The 23911-nt window shown below is 47.0% G+C and carries 16 protein-coding genes and 2 pseudogenes; all 18 read right to left on the reverse strand.

What is annotated here, in order from left to right; all coding sequences use genetic code 11:
* Window positions 1-10: 10 nt before the first annotated feature.
* Window positions 11-394, reverse strand: coding sequence for a GNAT family N-acetyltransferase (locus tag WMO38_RS06605; RefSeq protein WP_349161956.1), 384 nt, complete (start codon window positions 392-394; stop codon window positions 11-13).
* A 29-nt stretch (window positions 395-423) separates the two neighbouring features.
* Window positions 424-1050, reverse strand: coding sequence for an alpha/beta fold hydrolase (locus tag WMO38_RS06610; protein ID WP_349161957.1), 627 nt, complete (start codon window positions 1048-1050; stop codon window positions 424-426).
* A 138-nt stretch (window positions 1051-1188) separates the two neighbouring features.
* Window positions 1189-1500, reverse strand: a complete 312-nt coding sequence (locus WMO38_RS06615; protein ID WP_349161958.1) for a DUF6664 family protein — start codon at window positions 1498-1500, stop codon at window positions 1189-1191.
* Window positions 1501-1654: 154 nt separating this feature from the next.
* Window positions 1655-7549, reverse strand: a pseudogene (locus WMO38_RS06620) (helicase-like domain-containing protein); the annotation flags it as partial.
* Window positions 7550-9225: 1676 nt separating this feature from the next.
* Window positions 9226-9579: a TnpV protein gene (locus WMO38_RS06625; protein WP_178200824.1), complete on the reverse strand. Its 354-nt coding sequence runs from the start codon at window positions 9577-9579 to the stop codon at window positions 9226-9228.
* Between the two features lie 843 nt (window positions 9580-10422).
* Window positions 10423-11358: a hypothetical protein gene (locus WMO38_RS06630; protein ID WP_196854521.1), complete on the reverse strand. Its 936-nt coding sequence runs from the start codon at window positions 11356-11358 to the stop codon at window positions 10423-10425.
* Window positions 11359-11362: 4 nt separating this feature from the next.
* The gene (locus WMO38_RS06635; protein ID WP_155219373.1) at window positions 11363-11950 is read right to left on the reverse strand and encodes a hypothetical protein; all 588 of its coding nucleotides are present in this window, start codon (window positions 11948-11950) and stop codon (window positions 11363-11365) included.
* On the reverse strand, window positions 11916-12170 hold the full coding sequence (locus WMO38_RS06640) for a hypothetical protein (RefSeq protein WP_155219370.1): 255 nt from the start codon (window positions 12168-12170) through the stop codon (window positions 11916-11918). Before WMO38_RS06640 ends, WMO38_RS06635 begins: the two co-directional genes overlap by 35 nt.
* Before the next feature lie 18 nt (window positions 12171-12188).
* The gene (locus tag WMO38_RS06645) at window positions 12189-12500 is read right to left on the reverse strand and encodes a hypothetical protein (RefSeq protein WP_349161959.1); all 312 of its coding nucleotides are present in this window, start codon (window positions 12498-12500) and stop codon (window positions 12189-12191) included.
* 153 nt (window positions 12501-12653) lie between these two features.
* Window positions 12654-16910 carry a SpaA isopeptide-forming pilin-related protein gene (locus tag WMO38_RS06650; RefSeq protein WP_349161960.1) on the reverse strand — a complete coding sequence of 1419 codons (4257 nt, stop codon included), beginning with the start codon at window positions 16908-16910 and terminating at the stop codon, window positions 12654-12656.
* A 69-nt stretch (window positions 16911-16979) separates the two neighbouring features.
* Complete coding sequence (locus WMO38_RS06655) at window positions 16980-17645, reverse strand: hypothetical protein (protein ID WP_349161961.1); 666 nt, start codon at window positions 17643-17645, stop codon at window positions 16980-16982.
* Between the two features lie 244 nt (window positions 17646-17889).
* Entirely contained in the window at window positions 17890-18831 is a 942-nt protein-coding gene (locus WMO38_RS06660; RefSeq protein ID WP_306527999.1) for a ParB/RepB/Spo0J family partition protein, read from the reverse strand.
* On the reverse strand, window positions 18782-19612 hold the full coding sequence (locus WMO38_RS06665; RefSeq protein WP_155219355.1) for a ParA family protein: 831 nt from the start codon (window positions 19610-19612) through the stop codon (window positions 18782-18784). The genes WMO38_RS06660 and WMO38_RS06665 overlap by 50 nt, the downstream gene beginning before the upstream one ends.
* Window positions 19613-19740: 128 nt before the next feature.
* Window positions 19741-19908 (reverse strand): hypothetical protein, encoded by a 168-nt coding sequence (locus WMO38_RS06670; RefSeq protein ID WP_337785762.1) that lies wholly within the window; start codon window positions 19906-19908, stop codon window positions 19741-19743.
* Between the two features lie 257 nt (window positions 19909-20165).
* Window positions 20166-20345 (reverse strand): hypothetical protein, encoded by a 180-nt coding sequence (locus WMO38_RS06675; RefSeq protein ID WP_329980354.1) that lies wholly within the window; start codon window positions 20343-20345, stop codon window positions 20166-20168.
* 13 nt (window positions 20346-20358) lie between these two features.
* A complete protein-coding gene (locus tag WMO38_RS06680) occupies window positions 20359-21759 on the reverse strand; it encodes a zinc-ribbon domain-containing protein (protein ID WP_329980356.1) in 1401 nt (466 codons plus the stop codon).
* 254 nt (window positions 21760-22013) lie between these two features.
* Window positions 22014-22496 (reverse strand): annotated as a pseudogene (locus WMO38_RS06685) (lysine--tRNA ligase); the annotation flags it as partial.
* A 173-nt stretch (window positions 22497-22669) separates the two neighbouring features.
* Window positions 22670-23908, reverse strand: a complete 1239-nt coding sequence (locus WMO38_RS06690; RefSeq protein ID WP_055196097.1) for a site-specific integrase — start codon at window positions 23906-23908, stop codon at window positions 22670-22672.
* Window positions 23909-23911 lie beyond the last annotated feature (3 nt).

The raw sequence follows: 23911 nt of genomic DNA on the forward strand, positions 1-23911 counted from the left end.
TAAATATTCGTTATGACCGTTCCTTTTCAATCACATAGGATTGCAAGCTTCTTTTGCAACCGTTTTTTTTATAAAACTTTTCTATCCCCGGCTGCGCTCCAAAATACAGCATAGTAGGGGTATTATCCTTTGCAAGTTGTAAAAGTTTACTGCCTACTCCTTGTTTTTGATAATCGGGAAGAACAAGCAGCTCCGTAATTGTACCAAAATAATATCCGTCCGTAAGAATACGCAAACAACCAATCAGCGCCTCATTATCATAAGCGGTGATGTTGATCGTTTTCGCCAATGCACACTGCGTTTTTTCGACATCATAGCTGCCTTGCCATACTTGATTGACAAAGGCAATAAAAGTTGCTGCGTCCAGCTTTTTATCGTCCACGATATATTTCATCTTTCTGTCTCCATTCAAGATTTGCTTTATCAATTTCCTTCCCAAAAGTCTTGCAAAACACTAACTAACTTTCGAGGATTATCTTTGTTTACTTCGTGACTGGAATCTTCCACGATAACCAAATTACTGTTTTTCATCGCTTCGTGAAACCGCTTTGCACTCTCCATATTTGCTTTATCGTTTGCGCCGCAAAGAATAAGGGCGGGACAATCAAGTGCTGCCGCCGAATCCATAAAATTAAGATCAACCATTGATTTGCTCAATCGAATAAAATCTTTTTTGCTTACGCCCATATTCTGAAATGCAGCTTTGGGCATAAATCTAAATACAATATTTTGGAATTTCAGCAGTCCTTTCGGTATCTCAAACGGCGTTCCGATCAAAACAAGAGAGTTTATTTTTTTCGGATACTGGATAGCATAATTGAGCGCAAGCAGACCGCCGAGGGAAAGCCCGCAAAGATTTAGTTTGTCTTTGTAAGACTCGCACAGCTCGCTGAACGCCTGATATACTGTGGGGTAGTCTAATTTCCCGCCTTTTGTAAGGTTAAATAAATCAGGAACGATAGGGAAAATTCCCCTCGTTTCCAACTCGTTTTTAATGGTATCCCAATCCTTACTGTTTTGTCCCAAGCCGTGAATCAAAATATTTTTCATAGGCAAATAACCTCAGTTTTCTTGACATTGACTCTCAAAAAGCCACTTTATTATATCACTTTACTATGTCTTTTTCCACCTTGCCGTGATAGATATAGCCGCCTGATTTTTTGTAAAACCAAGCGGCTATGTAAACTTTCACTCTACAATTTTTTTGATTTCCATTCCGTCCATCAGCCCCCGCATATAACAAATGCGGTATTCTTCCAATACAACATTGTTTTCTGCAAGCAGGTACTTGATTAAAAGTTTGCATTCTTCTTTGGTAAGAGAAGCTGGCTTTTCCAAATCCAAGACATCATTGATTGTCTCGTTTTGATGTTTAAGCTCTACCGCCTTTTCCTTTGCAGCCTTCAATTTCTCATCACGGGAACGGGCTTTAGCGAGTACCTGAGACAGCATACTTTCAAGATCGCTTTCAAACAGTTTGATAGAACAGTTTTCTTCCATCGGGTTTTACCTCTTTTCTTTGTATGATGTCTCATATTATAAAACCAAAGCATTACTCGCACAAGGAAGCCACAGTTCTATTTTTACTGACACAGCAGTTCAGAGAACTTACTATGTAAAGGCGGTATGAGATTTCTCCCATACCGCAAAAGAATTAGCGCTCGTAGGCTCTTTCCTTTGGAGTGGGTACGCTGTCGCCCTCGTCCGGCGCACTGTCCACCAACTCATTTTCTCGCTTATCCACATTGAGTAAGCCGTTAAGGACATTGAGCCGATTTGTCTTTTCGGTCAGTTCTTCTTCCTTGTCAAACGGTTTCTCAACCTCTGCTTTCGCAGTGGCGAATTGCTGTTCAAGAGTTGAAAGCTCTCTGCTTTTCGCCTCCAGCCGTTCAGGGATTTTCTCAATGGCATTATCGATTCGGGTAATGTTGCCGATAGCGTCCGTGCCTAAAGAGACGGAACGGGAAAGGCTGCCCTTGATTTTTACCTGATAGGCTTTCTCAAAGGTATCAAAGGAAAGCTCCAAATCAAAGCCTCTGTACTTGCCGAGAGGGACGGGATCAGGCGATGTCATCTCTTTGCAGGCGTCAATGATTTTCTGTCCGCCTTCCGCTTTTTCGGAATAAGAAACACCCTTAACCTCAATTCCCGCAAAGGTATCCTCAAGAGGTTTCGGGTGTTCTTTTGCAATTGATCTATCCTTTTCCAGTCCCGCAATCGTCTCTTTTATCCGGGCGATTGTTGTCGGGTAATATTTGATGATTTTGTCCTCCAACTCATATTTTTCGGAGAGATAATTGGACTTCAAAAGGCGCAGCTTCTGCACCTGAATATCCAAGTCCATTTTCTCCTTGATGTGCGGATTGTCCGCCGCAAGCATTTTGATCTCCGCATAGGAAAGAGCAGTAGCGTCCACATCTTCGCAGGAACGCACGGGCGATTTGCTCGTCATAATCTGACTTGCGAACTTCTGCTTGCCTTCAACGAGCTGCCAGCAGTATGCGTCAAAAGTGCCTTCCGTAACATAGCGGTACAGACCGACCTTTGGGTTTTCGTTGCCTTGTCGCACTGTTCTTCCGGCTCGCTGCTCCAGATCAGCAGGTCGCCACGGACAGTCAAGGTCGTGGGAAGCGATGATCTTATTCTGCACATTTGTTCCTGCGCCCATTTTCTGCGTACTGCCCATCAGGATTCGCACTTCGCCACGGCGCACCTTTTTGAACAGCTCCTGCTTCTTCGTCTCGGTATCCGCTTCGTGGATAAACTTGATTTCCGATTCGGGAATACCACGCTCGATCAGCTTCTGTCGTATATCCGTATAGACGGAAAATTCGCCTGCTCCCTTTGGAGTGGAAAGGTCGCAAAAGAGAAGCTGCGTCAACTTTTTATCGCTGTTTTCCTCCCATATACGGAATACTTCATTTACGCAGGCGTTGACTTTACTGCCTTCCTCATCGGGTAACATTGGATTCATCATTCGCTGGTCAAGGGCGAGCTTCCGCCCGTCGTTCGTAACTTTAAGCATATTATCTACGCTGGAATCCACACCGCCGCCCCTTATCTTTTCGGCTCGTTCGCCGAGAGAAGCGACCATTTCCTTCTGCACCTGTGACGGCTTCACGGCGATGTTATGATACTCCACTTTCGGTACGGGAAGATCGAGCATATCCGCCGTTTTGATGTCCGCCACCTGCTTGAACATCGCCATCAATTCGGGCAGGTTATTGAATTTTGCAAAGCGTGTTTTCGCTCTGTATCCTGTTCCTTCGGGTGTAAGCTCAACTGCCGTGACCGTCTCGCCGAACATCGACGCCCAAGCGTCAAAGTGCTGTAAATCGTGTTCTTGAAGCGTTCGGTACTGCAAATATCTCTGAATCGTATACAGCTCGACCATACTGTTTGAAATCGGCGTACCTGTTGCAAACACGACGCCACGCCCTCCGGTGATTTCATCAAGGTAGCGGCACTTCATAAAAAGGTCGGAAGATTTCTGCGCCTCTGTCTGAGCGATACCGCCCACATTCCGCATTTTCGTGTAAAGATACAGATTCTTGTAATAGTGACTTTCATCTATGAAAAGCCTGTCTATACCGAGTTCTTCAAAGGTTACGACATCATCCTTTCTTGATTGATCGTTCAGCTTTTCCAGCTTCGTTTGCAGGGATTTCTTCGTCTTTTCAAGCTGCTTGACGGAAAACCTGTCGCCACGGTTTCTCTTTATATCCGCAATTCCTTCGATAATATCACTAAGTTGCTGTTCTAAAACAGCCCTCTGCCTTTCAATGCTTATCGGGATTTTTTCAAACTGCGAGTGACCGATAATCACAGCGTCATAATCGCCTGTGGCAATCCTGCCGCAGAAGCGTTTTCTGTTTTTCATCTCAAAGTCTTTCTTCGTAGCAACCAAAATATTTGCCGCCGGATAGAGCTGCAAGAACTCCGCCGCCCACTGCTCCGTCAAATGATTCGGCACGACAAAGAGGGATTTATTGCAAAGTCCGAGCCGCTTGGATTCCATTGCAGCGGCAGTCATTTCAAAGGTCTTGCCCGCACCCACAGCGTGTGCCAATAAGGTATTCCCGCCGTAAAGGATATGAGCGACCGCATTTTTCTGATGTTCCCGCAGCTCGATTTCCGGATTCATACCACTAAAAATGATATGGCTCCCATCATACTCACGGGGGCGGATACTGTTGAATTTGTCGTTATACAGCCGTACCAGCTTTTCCCGTCTTGCGGGATCACGCCATACCCAATCCTGAAAGCCCTGCTTGATAAGCTCCTGCTTAGACTGGGCGATAGCCGTTTCCTTTTTATTGAGGACAGCTTTCTTTTTACCCTCATCATCTTCGATATAGTCAAAAACACGCACATCTTTCATATTGAGCGTATCTTCGATAATCTTGTAGGCATTGACACGCTTTGTGCCATAGGTATTGTAGGCTTTCAGGTTCCCACGGTCATAGGATTTTCCCTCCACATTCCATTCGCCCGTCAGCTTTGAGTAATGGACTTTGATATTCCATCTCGCATAAACGGGCGTATCCAAAAACTCGTACATAAACTGCTGTGCGACTTCTTCCGGCAGCCAAGTCGTGCCGAGCTGCACGAAAATCTCACTGGCAGTCAGGTCTTTCGGCTGTACCTTTTCCAGCGCTTCCACATTGATTTTGTAATCTTCGGGGTAGACCTCTGCGGATTTTTTCGCCCAAGCGAGCTTTTCCCGCACATTGCCGGAAAGATATTCGTCCGCCATCAGGTACTTTCGCTCGGTGCTGTTTCCGTAGCCGTACATCGGGTTTAGGAAGATAACGCCCTTTAATTCCTCATAGATTTCCTGCTCGGTTTTGCCCGTAAGGGAACACATATATTCCATATCCACTTGAGCCTTTTCGCCCATAGATACGGCAAGCGCTTCGCTGGCGGTATCCACCGAGGTAACAGGGGTGTGCGGTTTTATCGTCCGCTTCGTGAACATATCCGCCTTGCGTTCAAGCTCCCCATTCTCATCAAGCACCTCCAGTGCGGAAAGCAGGGCAAAGGAGCTGTCCTGCGAAAATGCGGATACATTCGCACGGGAATTGATCAGCCCGTACTTCTTGGAAAAGTTATCGTAAAGCGCATTTAGCTTCTGCTGTTCCTTTTCGACTTCATAATCGGGATAGTCTGCGGTCTGCATTTCAATCAGGCTGCGAACGCTGTCCCGTATGGCAATCATACCCTTGATCCGGTTTTCAGCCGTAGCGGAACACTCCACCGGAGTCATTCGGGAATTTTCACGGTAATAGATTTTATCGTCCACAACCGTATAGGAAAAGTTGCGGACTTCGGGATTGGCGGGAATGGAGTTATCTTCTTCGGTCAGTTCCTCGTCCACTTCGTAATCCGTGATCTCTGCGTGGATATTGGAAATGGCTTCGTCCAAAAGCTCGGCAAGGTCAGCGTTTTCATAAGGGATAACGGTATCTTCCTCGCCAAATCTGCCGGACACGGTTTTCCATTCGCCAAGTACCATTTCGGGATGATCGACAAAGTAGGCGTTCATCTTCACGCCGTTTTCATCGGTGTTCAGGTGTACCCATTCCGGCTCAAGGTCAATAAGTCTGTCTCGCTTCTGTAATATCAAAATATCCGAAACGACCTCTGTTCCGGCGTTTCCCTTAAAGGTGTTATTCGGCAGGCGAATAGCGCCGAGCAGGTCGGCTCGCTGTGCGATATATTTCCGCACGGCGGGATTTTCCTTATCCATTGTGCCTTTGCTCGTGATAAGCGCCATCACGCCGCCCGGTCTGAGCTTATCTAAGGATTTCGCAAAAAAGTAGTCGTGGATTAAAAAGTTATGCTTGTTATACCTCCTGTCATTCACTCGAATATCGCCGAAAGGCACATTTCCGATCACGGCGTCAAAAAAGCTGTCGGGGATATTTGCTTCCTCAAACGGCTGCGCCGCTATCGAGGTTTTCTGATAAAGCTGCTGTGCGATACCCGCCGAAATCTTATCAATCTCCACGCCGTAGATTTTGCTGTCCTGCATAGACTGGGGCAGCATACCGATAAAGTTGCCGATACCGCAGGAAGGCTCTAAGATATTGCCCTCCCGAAAGCCCATCTGCTGCATTGCTTTGTAAATCGAGGAAATGACAACGGGCGGAGTATAGAAAGCGGTCAGGGTGCTTGCCCTTGCGCTTTCATACTCATCGGGAGAAAGGGCAGTATAAAGCTCGATAAACTCGTCCGCCCACGAGGAGTTGTTCTCGTCAAAGGCTTCGGGGATACCGCCCCAGCCGACATACTGCGAAAGGATTTCCTGTTCTTCGGGTGTTGCAAAGCGGTTGTCAAACTCACATTCCTTCAGCACCCTGATTGCCTCCATATTCCTGCGGAAGCGTTCTTTTTTGCCTGCCTCCGGCACTTCGTGAGAAGCAAGGTCAAAGGTGTGCCGTTCGGACAACGGGATTTCAGGGTGCAGATCAAAGGTCTGTACCCGTGAGCGCTTCGGCTGGCTGAAAGCAGGCGTGAATGGCTCGGCTTCATTTTGCTCAGGCTGCTTAGCAGATGTGTCCTGCTTTGCCCGTTCCACATAAAGCCATTCGGCAGCTTCCTTTTCGGAAACAGATTTCTTGACCTGCTCCAAGTAGTCGTTTGCCTGCCACTCGCTCTTAAACTCCTCGCTGACGCCTTCATCGTCGATATAGATCGCTTCCGTCAAATCGTCCCAAATGGCATAGCCATCATCGGTTTCAATGACGAAAAATCTTTCGTCGGGCGGAAGCGTATTTTCTCCTGCAATCTGCTCCGCTTGCCTGAGCATTTCATCTGCCCTGTCGTTTGCAAGATAGGGCGAATCAATGATTTCTACACCTTTCGGTTGTGGATCAAGCTCGCTGATAAAATTTTGCGGTATGGTGTTCCCATCTTTATCCTTATAGAAAACGACAGTAAAAGGAACACCGTAGTAATTTTCTTCCTTTATATCCTTTTCCAACTGATAGGGGCTGGTGTATTCAACGCTTTCCCGCACCGTCCCGTCCGTGTGCAGATAGTCGATCCTGCCGACCGGCTTCGACTGCACCGGATCTTCCTTATTGGTCGATACGATGTTTCGGGTGCTGCGCTCTCCGTTTTCAAGGGAAGAAACAACTACATCAAAGCCACGGTCAAGAAGCATATTGACATAAGTTTCCAAGTGGTTTGCCGGAAAGCCGCACATCTGTATCCGCTGATTGCCGCCGATAGAACGGGAAGCAAGATTCAGCTCCAGCGCTTCGCTTACGGTCTGTGCGTCCGCACCGTAGGCTTCAAAGAAATCGCCCATCTGATACAGCACGAGGCTGTCGGGATTAGCACTCTTAATTTCGCTGTACTGACGATAAGTGTCCGTAAAGCCGCTGCGCTCGTTCTGCTGAACAAGCCGCATAAAGCTGTCCTTTTGCTCCAAACGGGGCTGCGGATTTTGCACAGAGCGATCCATCAACTCCACATTCCAGTCATCTACCCGTGTGATTTCAAAAGGCTTTCCGTCCAAATACACTCTGTCTCCGACTTTATAAGCGGCAGAAAACAACGCTTTTTGCTGTTCCCGTGCCGCCGCCTGCTCAATCCTTGACACTACATCATCGGGCAGTCCGTCCACATAGTAGCGGATTTCGCCCTCGCTGCTGATATGAGCAATCGTTTGGTAATCGCCGTTTTCCTCAACGGCTCTGTTCCAGACGGTAAGACCGTTTCCGAGATACCCCATACCAATGTCAAAGGCAGGCGCTTCAGCCGAATCAGCTTTTTCCTCCGGCTGAAGGTAATCGCCGAGTCCTTCGCTTCGGACAGCCTGAATATAATCGTCTTGCAGGATAGTGTCGGGCGTGATAACTGCCAAAACCTTGTTTTCCATATCCTCCTCAAAAGAGTAGGACGGGCTTAGATCACGGGGTGTAACATAAAACTTTTTAATATCCCCGTCGTAGCTCTGAACAGCCTGCTGGAACTTTCTTAAATCCCCAGCAGTAAAAATCTCTTGCGTTACCCAATACATCTCATTGCCGTTTACCAAATCGGTTTCCTTGAAACGCATATGGTGGGGAATGAGCTTTTCAAACTCGATAGAATTGAAACGAGGCTGCTGCTCTGCAACCGCCGCCTGATTCATTACCTTCAGGTGGTCATTCATCGGATTTTCCCGTACCCTGCGGTCAAACTCATCCCGTTCCAATTCCTTTTGGAACAACGGATACTGCATATCGTGAAGAACGACACGCTTATCATCAAAGGCAAGGATTTCATATTCGTCAGCGCCCATATACACTGTATCGCCGAGATGATAGGCATACTGCGCCTCCTGCTGCGGCTCGCTTTCAGCCGCCTGCACCGATTCCTGCTTGGGCGGAGCAGAGGAGAGGATTTCACGGTTTTTCTGTTCTTCGGCAAGTTCGGCTCGGCGTTCCTCCTGCTTTTCAAGCCACTGCGGGTAAATCTCTTTTTCCTTTGGATTGAGATAACGGTCGAGGCGTATCAGTTCGGCAATCCGCTTCTCTACCTGATTCCAATTCAGCCGGATATGCGGCTTATCGTCCCCAATGCCTTTTGAGATCAAAATGCCTTTCCCGTCGTGCTGCTCGTCAATGCCTGCGCCGACAATAACAGGATAAGCGCCGCCCCAACCGTATTCGTCTTTCAGAAAATCGGCGTTTTCCTTTGTGGACAAGCTTTTTTCAAACTGCTCATAGATACGGAACTTTCCCTCAGATATGCCGCTCCCACGGGTGAGAACAGCGTCAATGATCTCCTGAGAAAAAGAAAAAGCAGAGGTTTTTTCCTCTGCCTGCATATCCAAAAAGTTCAGTTGTCCATCTACGGAAGGTAACGGCTTCATCGTATCCTGCAATTCGCCGAGCAGCCGCATTGCTTCAAAATGCTGTGCGATTACGCCCCAATCATAGAAGCTCTGCTTTGTGCGGGACAGATAGCTACCCTCCCAAAGCTGAAGCACATTCTGCCAAGTTTTGTACCCGACTCGCCGCCCGTCGCTCAAAATCAGTTCAGTATAATCGTTATTGAAAATACCCTTGATATATTCGGTACGGGCGGCGTTATCGGGATTGCTTTCATAGAAAGCACGAATTTCCTCTTTCGAGGCTTTCAGGTGGGGCGTTGTACCGAGGATTTCACGAATGGTATCGTCCCCGCCGAAAAACGGCAGGCTCTTGTCCTCGTTGCTTCGGTCGTAATAATCTAAGCGAAGATGATCTCCGCTTTCACGATCTCCTGCACTCTGTTCCTCAGATTGTTCATTCCCTGTACCCACTTCATCATATCCGCCGCTTTCAGGCTCTCGGTCAAGCCCTCCTGCGCCGCCATCTGCTTCATCAGGGTTTCTTCCAGCTTCATCGCTGTCTGCTCTGTTTCCGCCAAATGCTGTGTCAGGGTGCAGCTCGTTAGAAGATTGTAGTACCGGATTTTGTGGTGTTCCCTGAGAAATTTCCGTCTCATCTGAGCGTACCTGCCCAAAGTCACTTCCGGCTGCTTGGGCATTGTCAAGTCGGGAAGATTGTAATCGCCCTGCATTGTGTATGTCAGCTCGTTCATTTTCAAAGCTCCTTTCGCTTTTATTTTCAGCCTTATTGTATTCCGGTTTCTCTCTGTCCGCAATGATGCGATTTTGCCTTTCAAGGGCAAGGACGGTACGGGAGATTTCCCCAAGCCCCATCTCCGCAATATCGCTTGACGCAATACCGAGGGCGTTTAAGGCTTCCGGCGTATTGAAATTTGTAATGACAGAGAAATCCTCCGCTTCAAAAAACGGCTCGGTATCTATCCCAAGCCTTGTCATCATCATATATGCCACGCTGTTTGTTACCGCCTTCTTATACATAGCGGTAATCATATCCTCCGAAAGACCGTAGAGGAAGCTGTCATCTGCGGCATACATCAGATCGCCCAAATAGTCGGGGATATTATCCTCCACGGCGTTTTTAGCGGCGCTCAGCACAGCGTCCGCAAGGCTTTCCCTGTTTTCCAGCTCGCCGAAGGTGTTTTCAAGGGATTCGATCACATCGTCCGTATATTCCGGCTTCATCTCCCAAATCGGGACGGGGCGGGAGTAGCGGCTTGCGTGGGTATCGGAAATATCGAAGTAATGGGTTAAGCGCTGCCTGCTCCGGTCGGCGTCCTCAAATACGGCGATACCCTTTGCGCCACGGTTTACCCAACGCCCGAATTTGTCGTTCCAGCGCTCGATCTCCAGCACTGCCGTTGTGTCCGGTCTTTGGGCGTAGATGAGAAGCTGCTCGTCAAAGCGCAGACGATAGTTCCGGCAGGCGCAGCGCAAAAAGGCTTGCCAGTTCTGAACATCGGACACAACAGCGTGTGCGGTACGGCGGTACAGCTCGGAAATCAGGTCGTACTTTCGTGCCATCGGTTATGCACCTCCTATCTTTCATAGTCTTTCTGTTTCGGTCTTACGGGGATACCGTTTTTATCATAGCTTTTCGGATCGGCGGCAGGGGTATCCCAACCAAACATTGAACCTGCCTTCATCGCCTCTGCCTGACCTTTTGACAAGCCGAGCTTTTTGTTCATCTCATTCACAAGGGCGTTTGTTTCACTGGGCTTGCCGCCCTGAATATCCGTGCGGTAAAATCCGCTTTCGCCCTTTTTGACAATGCCGACGCAGTTTTCCGTCTGCACGAACACATAGCACTGCTCCGGCAGAGAAGAACGGAGCGGAATCACGGTATTGCCGTTTTGCTCCATCCGCTCGGCAAACTCGCAGATATGGTAGAGGTTGCTGCCAACCTCTAAATGATAGTCGTCAATATATCGGCAGGTGCGGTCAAGCTGTTCCCCGTCGCTTAAAGTGATCCTGATTTTATCTCCATCGGGGATTTTGAATTTTTCTTTGTAATCCGGCGTGATAAAGCGGATTCCACGGCTCGCCTTTTCCATATGGCGGTCAAGCCATTCCCGCACATAGCAGTAGCAGTAAAAATTGTAGTCCCCACGGGCAGGATTACACCGTATCAAGAAGCTGTGTTTTTCGGTATCGGCACGGAAACCGTACTCGGTCGTATAGTTGCCCTGAAAGGCGCTGACGGGATATTTCCCCGCATACTGCGCCATAGCCGTGCGGCTCTTTAACAGTCCGTATTCTTCGGAACGCAGGGCGTTGATAACCTCGTCCAGAGCGCTTTTGAACTCATCTGTTTTCAAATCCCGCCTGTGATCAAACCAAGAGGAAAAGAACTCTTTGCCGCCTGCGCCGAAATCGCCACGCAGATAACCGATACTTCCGGTCTGTCCCTCGATCTGCGTACTTTGCCTGTAAGTGTATTTTTGTTCGTCCGTATGAAGCGGTCGGATTTTCATTTTCTCACCTCGCTTGCTCCATTGCTGTTCTTTGTTTCGGTATATGAAAGCCGTAAACTGCGGCTATTTCATCTCCGAGCCGTTTTGTTACCCTTGTTATATCTGCCCTTGTCGCTTTGCCGTAATAGATTTTTTCCTGTAAGCGTTCAATCTGTTCCGGCGAGGCAGTATCCTTAAACACACGGTACAGATAGTGATTTGTCCCGTCGTGATGAACAGCGTCGGCACGAAGGTCGCCGTACCGATCTACATACCACTCGGTCATATCCGTATCAGAATAAAGGCAATCTTTAATATTGCCGGAATCAATCATCTTGTATCCCATCACTCTGCCGTTCCATCTGCCGATGTCGCCGATGACAATAATCGGCTGAGCAAGCTGGACATTAAGATTTTCCCGTTCATCGGAAAGATACTCGCCATTGGTTTCAACCATATATTCGTACAGCCCGTGTTCGTCATTCGGATTCCCGTCGATTTCATTGATTTCAAGGAAATCCTTATAGCTGTCACGCCAATCATCAGGGTTGAGATTCATATCGCTCCAGATAATATGCTTATCCACCGTTCTGTTCTGACTTTTGCTCATCATCCGCACCTCCCAAATAGGAAAAGAGCCTGTTTTTTGCGATCTGCTCCTGAAGCTCTGTAATAACCGTCATATCGGAAACGGATATATCGGGGATTTTCAAAATACTTTGCAGGCTCAGCGCCTTCAAATCCTTTTCGGTTTTACAGCCGGAATCATAGAGCTTCGCCAGCACCTTTACTTTCTGCTGCAAAGCGGTGTTTGTGCTTTTCTTAGCTGCCATTTTCTTTTACCTCCCATCTTAGCTTTTAGCGTAGTCGGAATAGACACGCTGCATTTTATGCCTTGCTCTGCGCACTTCGGGGGAACAGCCAAGTTCAGGGTATTTTGCCTGAATTTTTTGTCGTGTCCTTCGGATACTCTCAAAACAAGGGATACCGTAAGCCTTGTAATTGCTCATCACATCTTCAAAGCTGAAATCTGCGATACCGTAAGTATCATAGATACACGCTTTGCTGATAAGCAGGTACAGCTTCATATCGTCATTTCGTGCTTCGGGGTGTTCCTTTAACACCGCAAGCACTCGGTTTTCAATCGTTTTCAGGTTTCTCATTATAAGCCTCCCAAAATAGAAGAAGGGGCGGAGTTTTTAAGCCCCGCCCCCGCAGAAGTTCTTACTTTTTCTTTCTGTTACGGATCTGCAAAAAGATAAAGCCGCCTACGATAAAGACGACCAAAGCAATTCCGATAATCGCTTTCAGTTCCATTAGTTATCCTCCTTCTTCTTTTTCTTAAAGCCGATGATACCGCAAGCCGCAATGCCTGCTACCGACACACCCGCAAGGACAAGCCAAAGACCGAGCTTGCTGTCATCTCCGGTTTTCGGCGTATCTCTCAGCTCGTTGTGCATTTCAACGACCGTGGTAGAGCCTGTCTGTACCGCAGCCTCCTTGTCGGCAGGCAGGATATACATAGCGGAAGCCGAATTGTTCACTTCGGAAATCTTGTACTCGCCGATCCGCAGTCCTTCGAGGAAGATTTCGCCGTTTTCATCTGTTTCAAGGGTAACATCATATCCGTTTGCTCCGGTAATGCGGAAAGCAAAACCTTCCACCTTTCCGTCAGACGATGTTTTCACGATTTTTAAGTTCCCACGCATAGGCTCGTTTGCAAAGCCTTTGCCCTCTGTGTTTTCCACCTGATAGGTCTTACCGTCCGTGTCGATGAATACCTCGTACACGCCCTCGTCACGGATATACGAATCCGGGCTTGCTGATTCCAAAATGAAGTAGCGCCCGTAGAGCAAATCGTTCATTTCATACTGCCCGATTTCTTTTTCGGTCAGTGTGCCGATCAGCTCGTCCTCGCTGTCCAGCTCGCCGTTATCGTTGGAGTCCTTATAGACCTCAAACACAGCGCCCGTCAGTTTCGTATCGGTATATTCAGCGTCCACCTTCGTAAGAGCAATATTGCCACGCACCAGCTCATTGACGATTTCAATTTCAACGACTTGTTCATTCTCCGAGATGTTCACATCATAGACGGTTTCATTAAGGACGAATCCCGTCAACGGCTTGATCTCACGGATATACCAGTTTCCGTAAGGTACATTCTCAAAGGCGAAGCTGCCATCATCGCCGGATACGGCGGTCATCAGGGCATTTTCTTCGGTAAATTCCACATCATCCGTCTTAAACAGACCAATGAGCGCTCCTCCGAGTCCTTCGCCGTTTTCATCAACCTTTTTGCCGGATACCGAGCCGTAAATCAACTTGTTTTCCATCGGCTCTCCGTCATTTACGGCAATCACAACCGTTGCGGTTTCCTGTCCCGCATACTCAAATACAACGGGATATTTTTCGCCGCTGAGCTGATAATGCTCGTCTGTCGCCAGCTCTTTTACATAATAGCTGCCCAAAGGCAGGTCAGTCCCCACGGTCGCTCTGCCGTTTTCATCAAGCGTGATGATTTCAAGCAGTCCGTCTTTTGGAATGGAAGTGCCGCTTGCGGATACAAGCTCCTCATCGGCGAACAAACCGAAGCTGATATTTTTGATTTCTCCGTTATTGCCGATACCAAACAGCTCGTTTGTCTCCAGCGTTTTTTCAAGGCTTACCTCAACCTTCTGCCGTTCATTGACAAAGGAAGTCGCCGTTTCGGTTACAGCTACATTCTGTCCGGCGTAAATGAGTTCTACGGTATGGACTTCACTGCTCAGCACCATTCCATAGCCTGCCTTGACCTCTTTTATCTCATATTTTCCGAGGTAGAGTTCCTTGCTTTTTGCAAAGCCGGTTTCATCGGTCGTAACCGTATCGACCAGCTCGCCCTTACTGTATCGGAGAGTTCCGTCAGGCGTTGCCACATCTTCGGCGGCACGGATTTCATAAACGGTATCGGGAAGCCCCTGTGTTTCATAAACCGGCTGATAGATAACGGGAAGCTCCTGCCCGTTTTCATCTGTTCCGCCGCTTACCGAAACGCCGAAGAATACCTCGCCTGTCTTTTCAATGCTGATCGTGCCTTTCTGCGGCATATTGGTTTTTTCGACTTTAATCACTGTTACCCCGCTTTCCTCAGAAGAATTTTCTTCTGTTACATCAAAATAGACGGGTGTGGAATCAAGGACATATCCATAAGGGCTGTGTACCTCAACGATAGAAAAGCCCTGACCGTAAGGCAGTGTTTCCGGCGTTACGAGCGAACCGTTAGCGTCGGTATAGAAAGTGTCAACGGTTGTCGGGGTAGGATAAGTAAACTCCATCGTGATAAGATTGCCGGACGGATCATAAATCTGGAATCCTGCGCCCGCATAGGGAATGTTCTTGCCCGTTTCTGCGTCTACCTTGACTACTTGGATATAGCTTTCAAAATTGCTGTTGTTAATCAGATAGCGGTAGGTCTGAGCGTCTTTTGCGATGAACACATCAAAATCATCCATCAGCTCCCTGCCTTCCCAACCGGATACCTGATGGACGGTATAAATACCGTAAGGCATATCCTTTGTCTGTGCAAAGCCGTTCTCATCACAAATGAGCGTATCACGCTCGGATTCCTTTGCGTTCGCAAAAGAGCCTGCGGACTTGAGATACACTTCAAAAACTGCGCCTTCTTCGGGTGTTTCGATCTGCGTCTCGCCATCGTCCGTATGTTTGATAATGGCGATATTGCCCTTGATGACCTGTTCGTTTACATCATTTGCGGTCTGGTTATGCTCGATGGTATAAAGCTCCGGCTCTGCGCCGACCTTATGGACGGTCGGATCAAGCAAATAGCCTTCGCTCGGCTCCAGTTCCTTAATCGTCCAATCCGAGCCGCAAATATATTCTTGCGTGACAAACTGACCGTTTTCATCGGTATAGTATTCGTCAATGAGCTGGTCGCCTTTGAAAATCCCGTATTTTGCACCTGCAAGCGAGGCGTTCCCCTGAGCCGTTCCCGTCTCAGCGTCGCTCTTGGTCACGGTAACGGTAAACTTCTTCAGGATATTCGTGAAATTGCGGGTAGTGACTTCATTCCACTTGACGGGTGCGGTCTGATCTGCGGGAACGACATAGCGAATAGCTGTATCCACTTCCTCGATGGTGTACGGCGTTGTGCCGCTAATCAGCACATCTTCAAAGGTCGCCACACCGTTTTTATCCGTAACCGCATACTCGTCCACGGCAATACCGGAGAGCGATGTGCCGTAAAGGTGGAAGGTCACGCCCTCATTGAAGTTATCCTCCGAGGATTTGATAACCTCAATATCGCCACGCTTCAGCGTATTGTTGAAATTGACGGTCGCAACCTGCCCCGCAACTACGGTTACTCTGCGGGACTCCTGCGGCTCGTAGCGGTCATATTCCTGCTCGGTTACGGTATATACTCCGGGCATTAGGTTATCTACCTGAATCTGACCGCCGTTTTCTGTCTTAACGGTTTTATCAATGCCGTTACCCTGAATACGGAAGGAAATACCGTCAACTTTTCCGTCCTCACTGGTTTTGACGATTTTCGCTGATCCATAGGAAACCTTTAATTTAAGGAATCCCTTAACCGGATCATTGACCGTCTGAGCATAGGTTACGGTATCCTGCACACCGCCGTTCGGTCCATAGATACCGTCCGTCCAAGTGATAACGCCTTTTCTCTGCGCTGTTTTCTCTGCGGTAATCGTCAGCCCGTCGCTCGGCGCTTTCTCGGCAGTAATCGTCAACTTGTTTCCGCTTACGGAGAACTGAACGCCCGAATCATTGGACGAGAACTTATATCCCGAAAGGACATTGTTGCTGTCCGTCAGCGTAACCGTGTACTTAGAGCCATCCCATTCAAGCTCGATCTCCTGTGCGCTTCCCGGCGTTTTGGAAAGGAAGCTCGGCAGCTTGGAATGCTTCTGCACACTTGCCGCCATTGAATTGTAGTAGCTCATAATTTTGTCATAAAGAGGGTGGTTAGGGCTGATCTGATCCAGAACAGCGTCCTTGCCGCCTGTGCTGACCTTGTTAAAGTTTTCATCACGCTCGCCGATCACGGTTTCCCAAATGAGAAGCTGTGTAGCGACTGCGTGAGCCAGCTTATCGCCGCCCTCGTTCTGAGAACGCCACGAGGTTGAGATTGTTCCCGTATAGCCGTACTGGAAGATACGACCAATGAACAGCTTAATATCGTCAGGAGAAATGGTGCTGTTATAGGACGAAGGGTAGTTGTCCCAAAAATCCTCGCCCTTTTTGGTAAAGCTGTCTCCGGTCTGCTGCGGGACGCCGATCTCAATGCAGTAGCAGATATTTCCATTGTACGATCCCATCGCACGGACGGTTGTATAACGGGAAGTGCCTGTTTTCCAGCCGTTCATAAGGCTCAGGTTGCTGTGTCCCCATTCGGCGTTGTAATTCGAGTCCCCGTCACGGGGGAACGAAACGAGATATACATCATCGGTTTCTTCGGCGGCATAAGCTGTCGTACCAATCCCCACAAGGGAAGTCACGCACATCAGAGCCGCAAGAAACAACGACATAATGCGTTTTGGTTTCTTAATTTTCATCTGAAATCCTCCTTGAAATGAAAAAACGCACCGTTTTTTTCGGTGCGTTCTCTAAATGGAATATTAAATTTAAGCATAGCCGATATAGATGTCATAGATTCCGTCGGAGACTTCCTCCGCCCAAATCCATACGGCTGTGATTTCTTCGTCAGCCTTGTACCGATCTAAGCGGCTGTGAATATCCCTTTCAAGATATTTGCAGTGCGCTCCGGCACGGATCGGATTATCCCAACAGTAAACCGCCTCGCTGTCTAACAGAAGCCCCACGCTCTGAGCGTAACCTTTTGCAAAGGAAATCCAGTAGTCAATGTCAAAGTCAGTTTTAGTTTCGCTCGTCGTTTCTTCCATTTCAGGCGGCTCAGGCGTTTCACTTTCTTTTGGTATATCCGGCTGCGGTGTGGATACGGAATGTTCGGTCTTATCCGCTTTATCGGGTTGTTCGGCGGACTGTGCCGCCTGCCTGTTATCAGAATCAGTCTGAGGCTGTTCGGAGCTGACCGTATTCGTTTCCGTTGTTTCTTCCTGCTTTTCCGGCTCTGATTCCTGTACGGCTTCAGGCGTTGTTTCAACCTCCTTGCTTTCCTTTCCCGCAGGCGCTTCGGATTCAGAGGTGCTTTGAACACTCTCCGAAAAAGAAAACGGCTGCGGCTTATCTTCATTCGGCGGGGTATTGTTGCAGCCTGCAAGCACGATCAGCAAAAGAGCCAATAAAAAAACAACCGTTTTTGTTTTCATTGCGTTTCACTCCTTTTCTGCCGCCATTGTAATGCGAAACAGCATTTCAGGCAAAGGTGTGAAACGAAGGTTAATCTTACATCATAGGACATACCTCCTGTGTTTTGGAATGGTGCGTTTTTCTGAGATAGATTGAGTTAGGTGAGATAGCTGTAAGTATGTGAGATAGTTTTATTCTTTCGGATAGTGAGATAGTTTAGGGGTTGGAGTGTGAGGAAGGGGAAGAAGAAAAACACACTCCGCCTTACCTGCTGTCACGCTCGGCACGGTTACGCAAAAACTTGTTGTAATGCTCCAGCGCCTTGCAGACATACTCCTCCGTTTGGTTGATGGGGATATTTTTCGGGATCAGGCTTCGCACCCTGTCCCCACGCAAAACAATCTTCTCACGCTGATTCGGCTTTTCCTCGCTCATAATCGCAGAAATCGCTTCTGTTGTCAGCTTGCCTTCCTCGAAAAACTTCCGCATACGGATTGCCTGATCGTGGGACGGGGTACAATCGTTCAAGTCGATTTCGTCCACCAAATCCCTTTGGCAGTCCTCGTTCAGATAGGACAGTTCAACGGCGGGGCGCATTTTAATCCTGCCCTCGTCTACAAATTCGAGCAATTCAGGAACAAGATTTGTAAGGCGCACATAACGCTGGATTTGCGTTTGACTCTCGCCGCTTTGAGACGCAAGTTCTTCCCTTGAATAATTTTGTCCCACTGGGACTAAATTTTCTTTTCTCGGTCTGCCTGCCTGTCTTTTCATAGCGTCAAGCCGCATTTTATATGCGTGGGCTTTTTCCGAGGGAAGTATCTGCGACCGTTGGAAGTTGCTTTCGACCATTAAAATCGTAGCTTCATCACGGTCGAGGTCTACCACCTCACATCTGAGCGTTTCAAATCCGGCAAGCTCACAAGCCTTTTTTCGCCTGTGTCCTGAAATAAGCTCGTATCTGCCGTCCTCCTTCTGCCTTACCGTAGCGGGAGTAATCACGCCACGCTCTTTGATACTTTCCACAAGCTGAAACATATCCTCATCTTCCCGCACCTTAAACGGGTGGTCGGGGAAATCGTCGATTTCCTCAAGCGGAATATCCCTGATTTTAGACAGCTTCGCTTCGTCCCTTTCCTCCTGAGAGGAAAACAGCTCATCGAGCGTGTTCGTGGGCAGCGTGAAGTCGCTCTTTCTGCCTGCCATCGGCTAACACCTCCTTTGTGAAACTGGCGTAAGCCTTAGACACCGGACTGTTTGGCTCGTAGGCGTAGATACTCGTCCCTTTAGAAGATACCTCTGCGGCTTTTACGGCTGCCGGAATCATTGATCTATATATCCTGATATGGCTGCCGAAATTCTCCCTGAGTGCTTCCACTGTGCTTTTCGCAAGATTTGTCCTTCCGTCCACAAGCGTCAGAAGAATACCGTCGATTTTCAAATCGGCGTTTGTGTGTTTCCTCACTTTCGCAATCGTCCCCAAAAGCTGCGTCATTCCCTTAGCGGGAAGATACTGCGCCTGAACAGGGATAATCACGCTGTCCGCCGCCGTTAGAGCGTTAAAGGTAATCATACCCAAGCTCGGCATACAGTCAATGAGGACATAATCATATTTGTCTTTTACAAGGCTCAGATAATTCTTCAGGACGCTCTCTCGGCTCATCGCCGTTACAAGCGTCATTTCCAATGACGATAGACTGAGATTAGACGGTACAAGGTCTACTTTCTCTTTATGTTGCAGAATACCGTCAAAAGGATTTTGCTCCTGCTCCGATATGATTGCCTGTAATTTCTCTGTCAGCGTTACGGAAAGGCTGTCGCTATCCCTCCAGCCGAGGCAGGTCGTTAAATCGCCCTGCGGATCAGCGTCAATCAGAAGCACCTTTTTCCCTTGCATAGCAAGTCCGACGCCTAAATTGACCGTAGTCGTGGTCTTGCCCACACCGCCTTTTTGATTGCATACCGCAATGGTCTTGCAGTTTGACATCTCCGGCTTTACCTCCTTTCATAGATTTCACAGCCTGCCTCAATAAGAGGCGGCTATGTAAAGACCGCAGTATTTGTTCTCAACGCCCCCTGCGGAAAGCAAGTCGCTTTGTACGGGAAGCACTAAGGTTACGGTTTGCGAAACCGTATCATAGGAATCTCACCTCTGCCGGGTACTCCGCCAGCTCCGTAGAGAAGTATCATTATCATTCTGACTGTCATTGCCGTTTCAGTAGCAAGCTGAATTTCAGGTCGGGGATTCTCGCTCGTTCTCCGTATATCAATAGGAAAAGTCACGGCGTACCCACCTTCGGGCTATTCATCAGAACTAATGTCCTTAGTGCCTGTCTATTCAATTTTCAAGGTACTGTGAAGGGGGAGATTTCGTGTTCGGAAATTAGTCCCTTCACTTATTTGGAATTGGAGTGCCAAAACGCAACCTATTTTTGAAAAATTTTTTGAAAAAAATTTTTTTGACCTTGAAAATTGTCCTAAAAACACAAAAAAGCCGCCTGCTTCTCCGTAGAGAAACAAGCGGCTTGGCTATTTTTTATTCAGATGTATTGAACGGCAACCTTTTTCTTTCGTGCTTTCGTGAATTTGATAAGGACTTCATCTACTGCGTCCGTGTATCTGCCTTGCTCGATGAGAGCATTTTTGAGAGAAATCAAACATTGTACGACTTGTCTGTACTCATCATCATCAAGATATATATGGAACTTATCATTTTTCATTGGACTGCCTCCTTTATTTTTGCTGTTCCTTTCTCCATTCAAAAAACCTCTGCCGGATAAACGCTATATCTTCATCTTCATTCGAGGTTATGAAAATATGTATGCTGCGAAACGCTTTTTTGATTTTCTCGGCGAAGTCGGCTTCGCTGTTTCCTAATGTATAAGGGATTTTTATGAGTTTGATTTCCCGCTTTCTACATAGGTACGCCTTTAAGGTTTCAATTTCTTCCGTCCCGCTGACTGTCTCAATCGCCGCATTTTCTTCAGGTACATACATTTCAAGCGGTATGCCGATAACTTTGTCTGTATCAAATTGTACCTTTATATGCTTCATTGCCGCATAAAACATAACCGCCAGCTTCGGGAAAACCGTCAGATAATCTTTCTCACATACCGTACAGCCTTTTTCCTCAATCGATCTTTCTGAAATTTTAGCTTTCCAAGAATGTCCGAGTGAGCATTTCCACCACACACTCCGCATTGAGTTCCTTGATACTTTATTTGGGGAAATGCCTTTGTTCTTTTCATAATCCCATTCTGAAAGAAGATATGCGTCCGTTGTTGCTAAATCATTATATCCTGTCATAACTGCCCGATCTGCACAAACGGGGCATATTGTTCCTCTTATCCGAGCATATACAACCGACTGCCATTCGTTCCCGCACTCTCTGCATTTCCACCAAACATTTTTACGGGATTTCTCATTTATCATATCAGGAGTAAGCGGAAGATTCCGGTCTGACCATTCCTGTGCAAGCTGCGGGTGCGTTGTGGCAAAATCATTAAATCCTTTCAGCAGGATTTGCCCACTGCAATAAGGGCACTCACTGCCACCTGAACGAGTGGAAATAAGGGTATTCCATTCGTGACCTTTGCTGCACTTCCACCATACCTTTCGATTCGCAAAAACTGTAACCATATTAGGTTTTAATGGGTAATTTCTCTCAGACCACTCAGAAGCGATTTGAGGGCGTTGTGAAGCAAGGTCGTTAAATCCCACTAAGATTTTATTATGAGAGCAATACGGGCAGCCTGTGCCGCTTATCGCCCTACTCTTAACCGTAGCTACCCACTCGTGACCGCATTTGCCTTTCCAAATTACTTTTTTATGTGAGCCTACTGTTACCATTGTCGGCTTTAACGGATCATTCTTACTCGACCATTCAGCAGCCAGTTCCGGCTTCAGCGTTGTCAAATCATTGATACCCGCTATCACTCTTGCTCCTGAGCAAATTGGACAGCTCTCGCCTTTTGAGCGAGCCTTAACGCTGGTCTGCCATTCGTGACCGCAAGAGCCTTTCCACCAAACAACTTTGTTTGATCCGTATGTAATCTTATCCGGCGTAAGCGGCAAATTCTTCTCCGACCATTCCGCAACAAGCTCAGGGTGTACCTCTGATAAAAGATTACTCATATCGAATCCCCTCCTTCCTCTGTGATTACATTATATTGGGGGAGGGGTTTTTTTATAGTTTGCGAATATCCCCCTAAACGAAAAAAGACCTTGAAAGAGGTTGCTCTCTCAAGGTCTAAATTCAAAATTATGCGATTTTTTTGCCCCTGCACACTTTCCTGCACAAAATGATGTAAATTTGATGTAGTAGTGTACTTTCAGGGCGTCTTCCGGATATAAAGTACATCCCGTTTTAACAGGCAAAACGATACATCTTAATAGAGCTTTGCACCTGCCGGAATATGGTCATCTACCATCAAAAGATGGAGCTTTTCTTCGCCTTCCTCGTGGTGTACTGCACTAATCAGCATACCGCAGGAATCAATGCCCATCATCGGTCTTGGCGGAAGATTGGTAATAGCGATACAGGTCTTGCCGACCAGTTCTTCCGGCTCGTAATATGCGTGAATACCGCTTAAAATCGTCCTATTTTCGCCTGAGCCATCGTCTAAGGTAAACTTCAGAAGCTTCTTAGACTTTGGTACTGCTTCGCAGGCAAGTACCTTGACTGCTCTGAAATCAGACTTGGAGAAAGTCTCAAAATCCACAAAATCCTTGAAAAGCGGCTCGATCTCCACCTTGGAAAAGTCGATTTTCTCCGGCTCAGCTTTTACATCATTTGAGACGCTTTCAGGAGTATTTTTTACTACATCATTTCCCGCATTTACATCTTTCAAGGGTTTCATTGTGGGGAATACCCAAGAGGATAAAGTATTATTCCACATTATCAGGTATTATCCCATATTTGCTGCATTTTCAAAACGTATTATAAGGTATTATTCCGTACCATGCAAGCAAAATTCGTAGTAACTTTGTAGTATATCAGTTATTTTGTTGTTATAATTCACACATTTAATCTTAGGACTCTCTCCTAAAATATATCAAGATTGTGTGATAAGTTTTCGATTGCTTCTTTTTTCTTTGCGTCTGTGACCTCCGCATATATATCCATTGTTGTTTCGATATTAGCGTGTCCCATGACAGCCTGAATGACTTTTACATTTGTTTCCTTTTCGCAGAACCTCGTGCAAAAAGTATGCCGCAGGTGGTGGCAGGAAAAGTTTGGAATAATGACAGGTTGCCTTCTCTCTTTTTTGGCATTTATCACTTCTTCCGCATTGTAATTCTCCAAAATCCTTTTGATTGTTCGGTTGACTGTTTGAGGATTATGGATATTACCGAAACGGTTACAGAAAATGAAGCCCGTCATACCATCAATTACAGTACTATTAAAACCATTTTCTTTCTGCACCTCGTATTCCTCTTTGAAAGCCTCATAAACCGCATCCATCATTGGAACAGTCCGAATACCCGCTTCTGTCTTTGGAAGTGACACCGCAAACTCTGACTTTCGTGTCTTGTTCCCTTCTCTTGCATAATAAGTCACGCTATGATTGATACTGATAAGACGTTTTTCAAAATCTAAATCGTCCCACCTCAGTCCAATAACTTCTCCAATTCTACACCCAGTTCCTAATAATACTGTAAATAACGGGTGCCAGTGATAAAATACCGGATTGTTTGCGGTATAATTCATAAATGCTCTCTGCTGTTCTACCGTCAAAGCGTGTCTAATGCCTTTATTCTTTCCTGCTTTTCTTTTGATTTCTGCCATAACACCGTCAGAAGGATTCATGCGTATTATTCCATCACGCACTGCCAACTGAAATGTAGGGTGTAAAACCGTATGGATTGTGTCAACCGTGTTTGCCTGCAAATCCTTTTCATTCAACAGGTAATAGTAGAAATACATTACATCGGAATACTTAATCTCTCCGATTTTACGCTGTCCAAACCCCTCCCTAACAAAATGGTCATACATATATAGGTAATTAGAGCGTGTTGTCCTGCGTAAGTCATACTTCGTTGACATATACCTGTCAAAAACATAATTCAAGGTTGCACTTCCAGCCACATAGACATCCAATCCGTCAAGCTGATTTTTAATCAAATCTGCTTCTTTCTCCCTTAGTGTCTGTAAATCTCTGGCATATACAAATCTGCGTTTCTTGAACGGATCAGTGTATGTATATACATAAGTGTTATCCGTTCTTTGGGATTCCCCCTTTCTTAAAGCTCTGCCTTTGTTATCTTTTCTTGCTTTTGCCATCTC

The sequence above is a fragment of the Lachnospira hominis (ex Hitch et al. 2025) genome, from assembly GCF_040096395.1.
In the GTDB taxonomy this organism is placed as follows: domain Bacteria; phylum Bacillota; class Clostridia; order Lachnospirales; family Lachnospiraceae; genus Lachnospira; species Lachnospira hominis.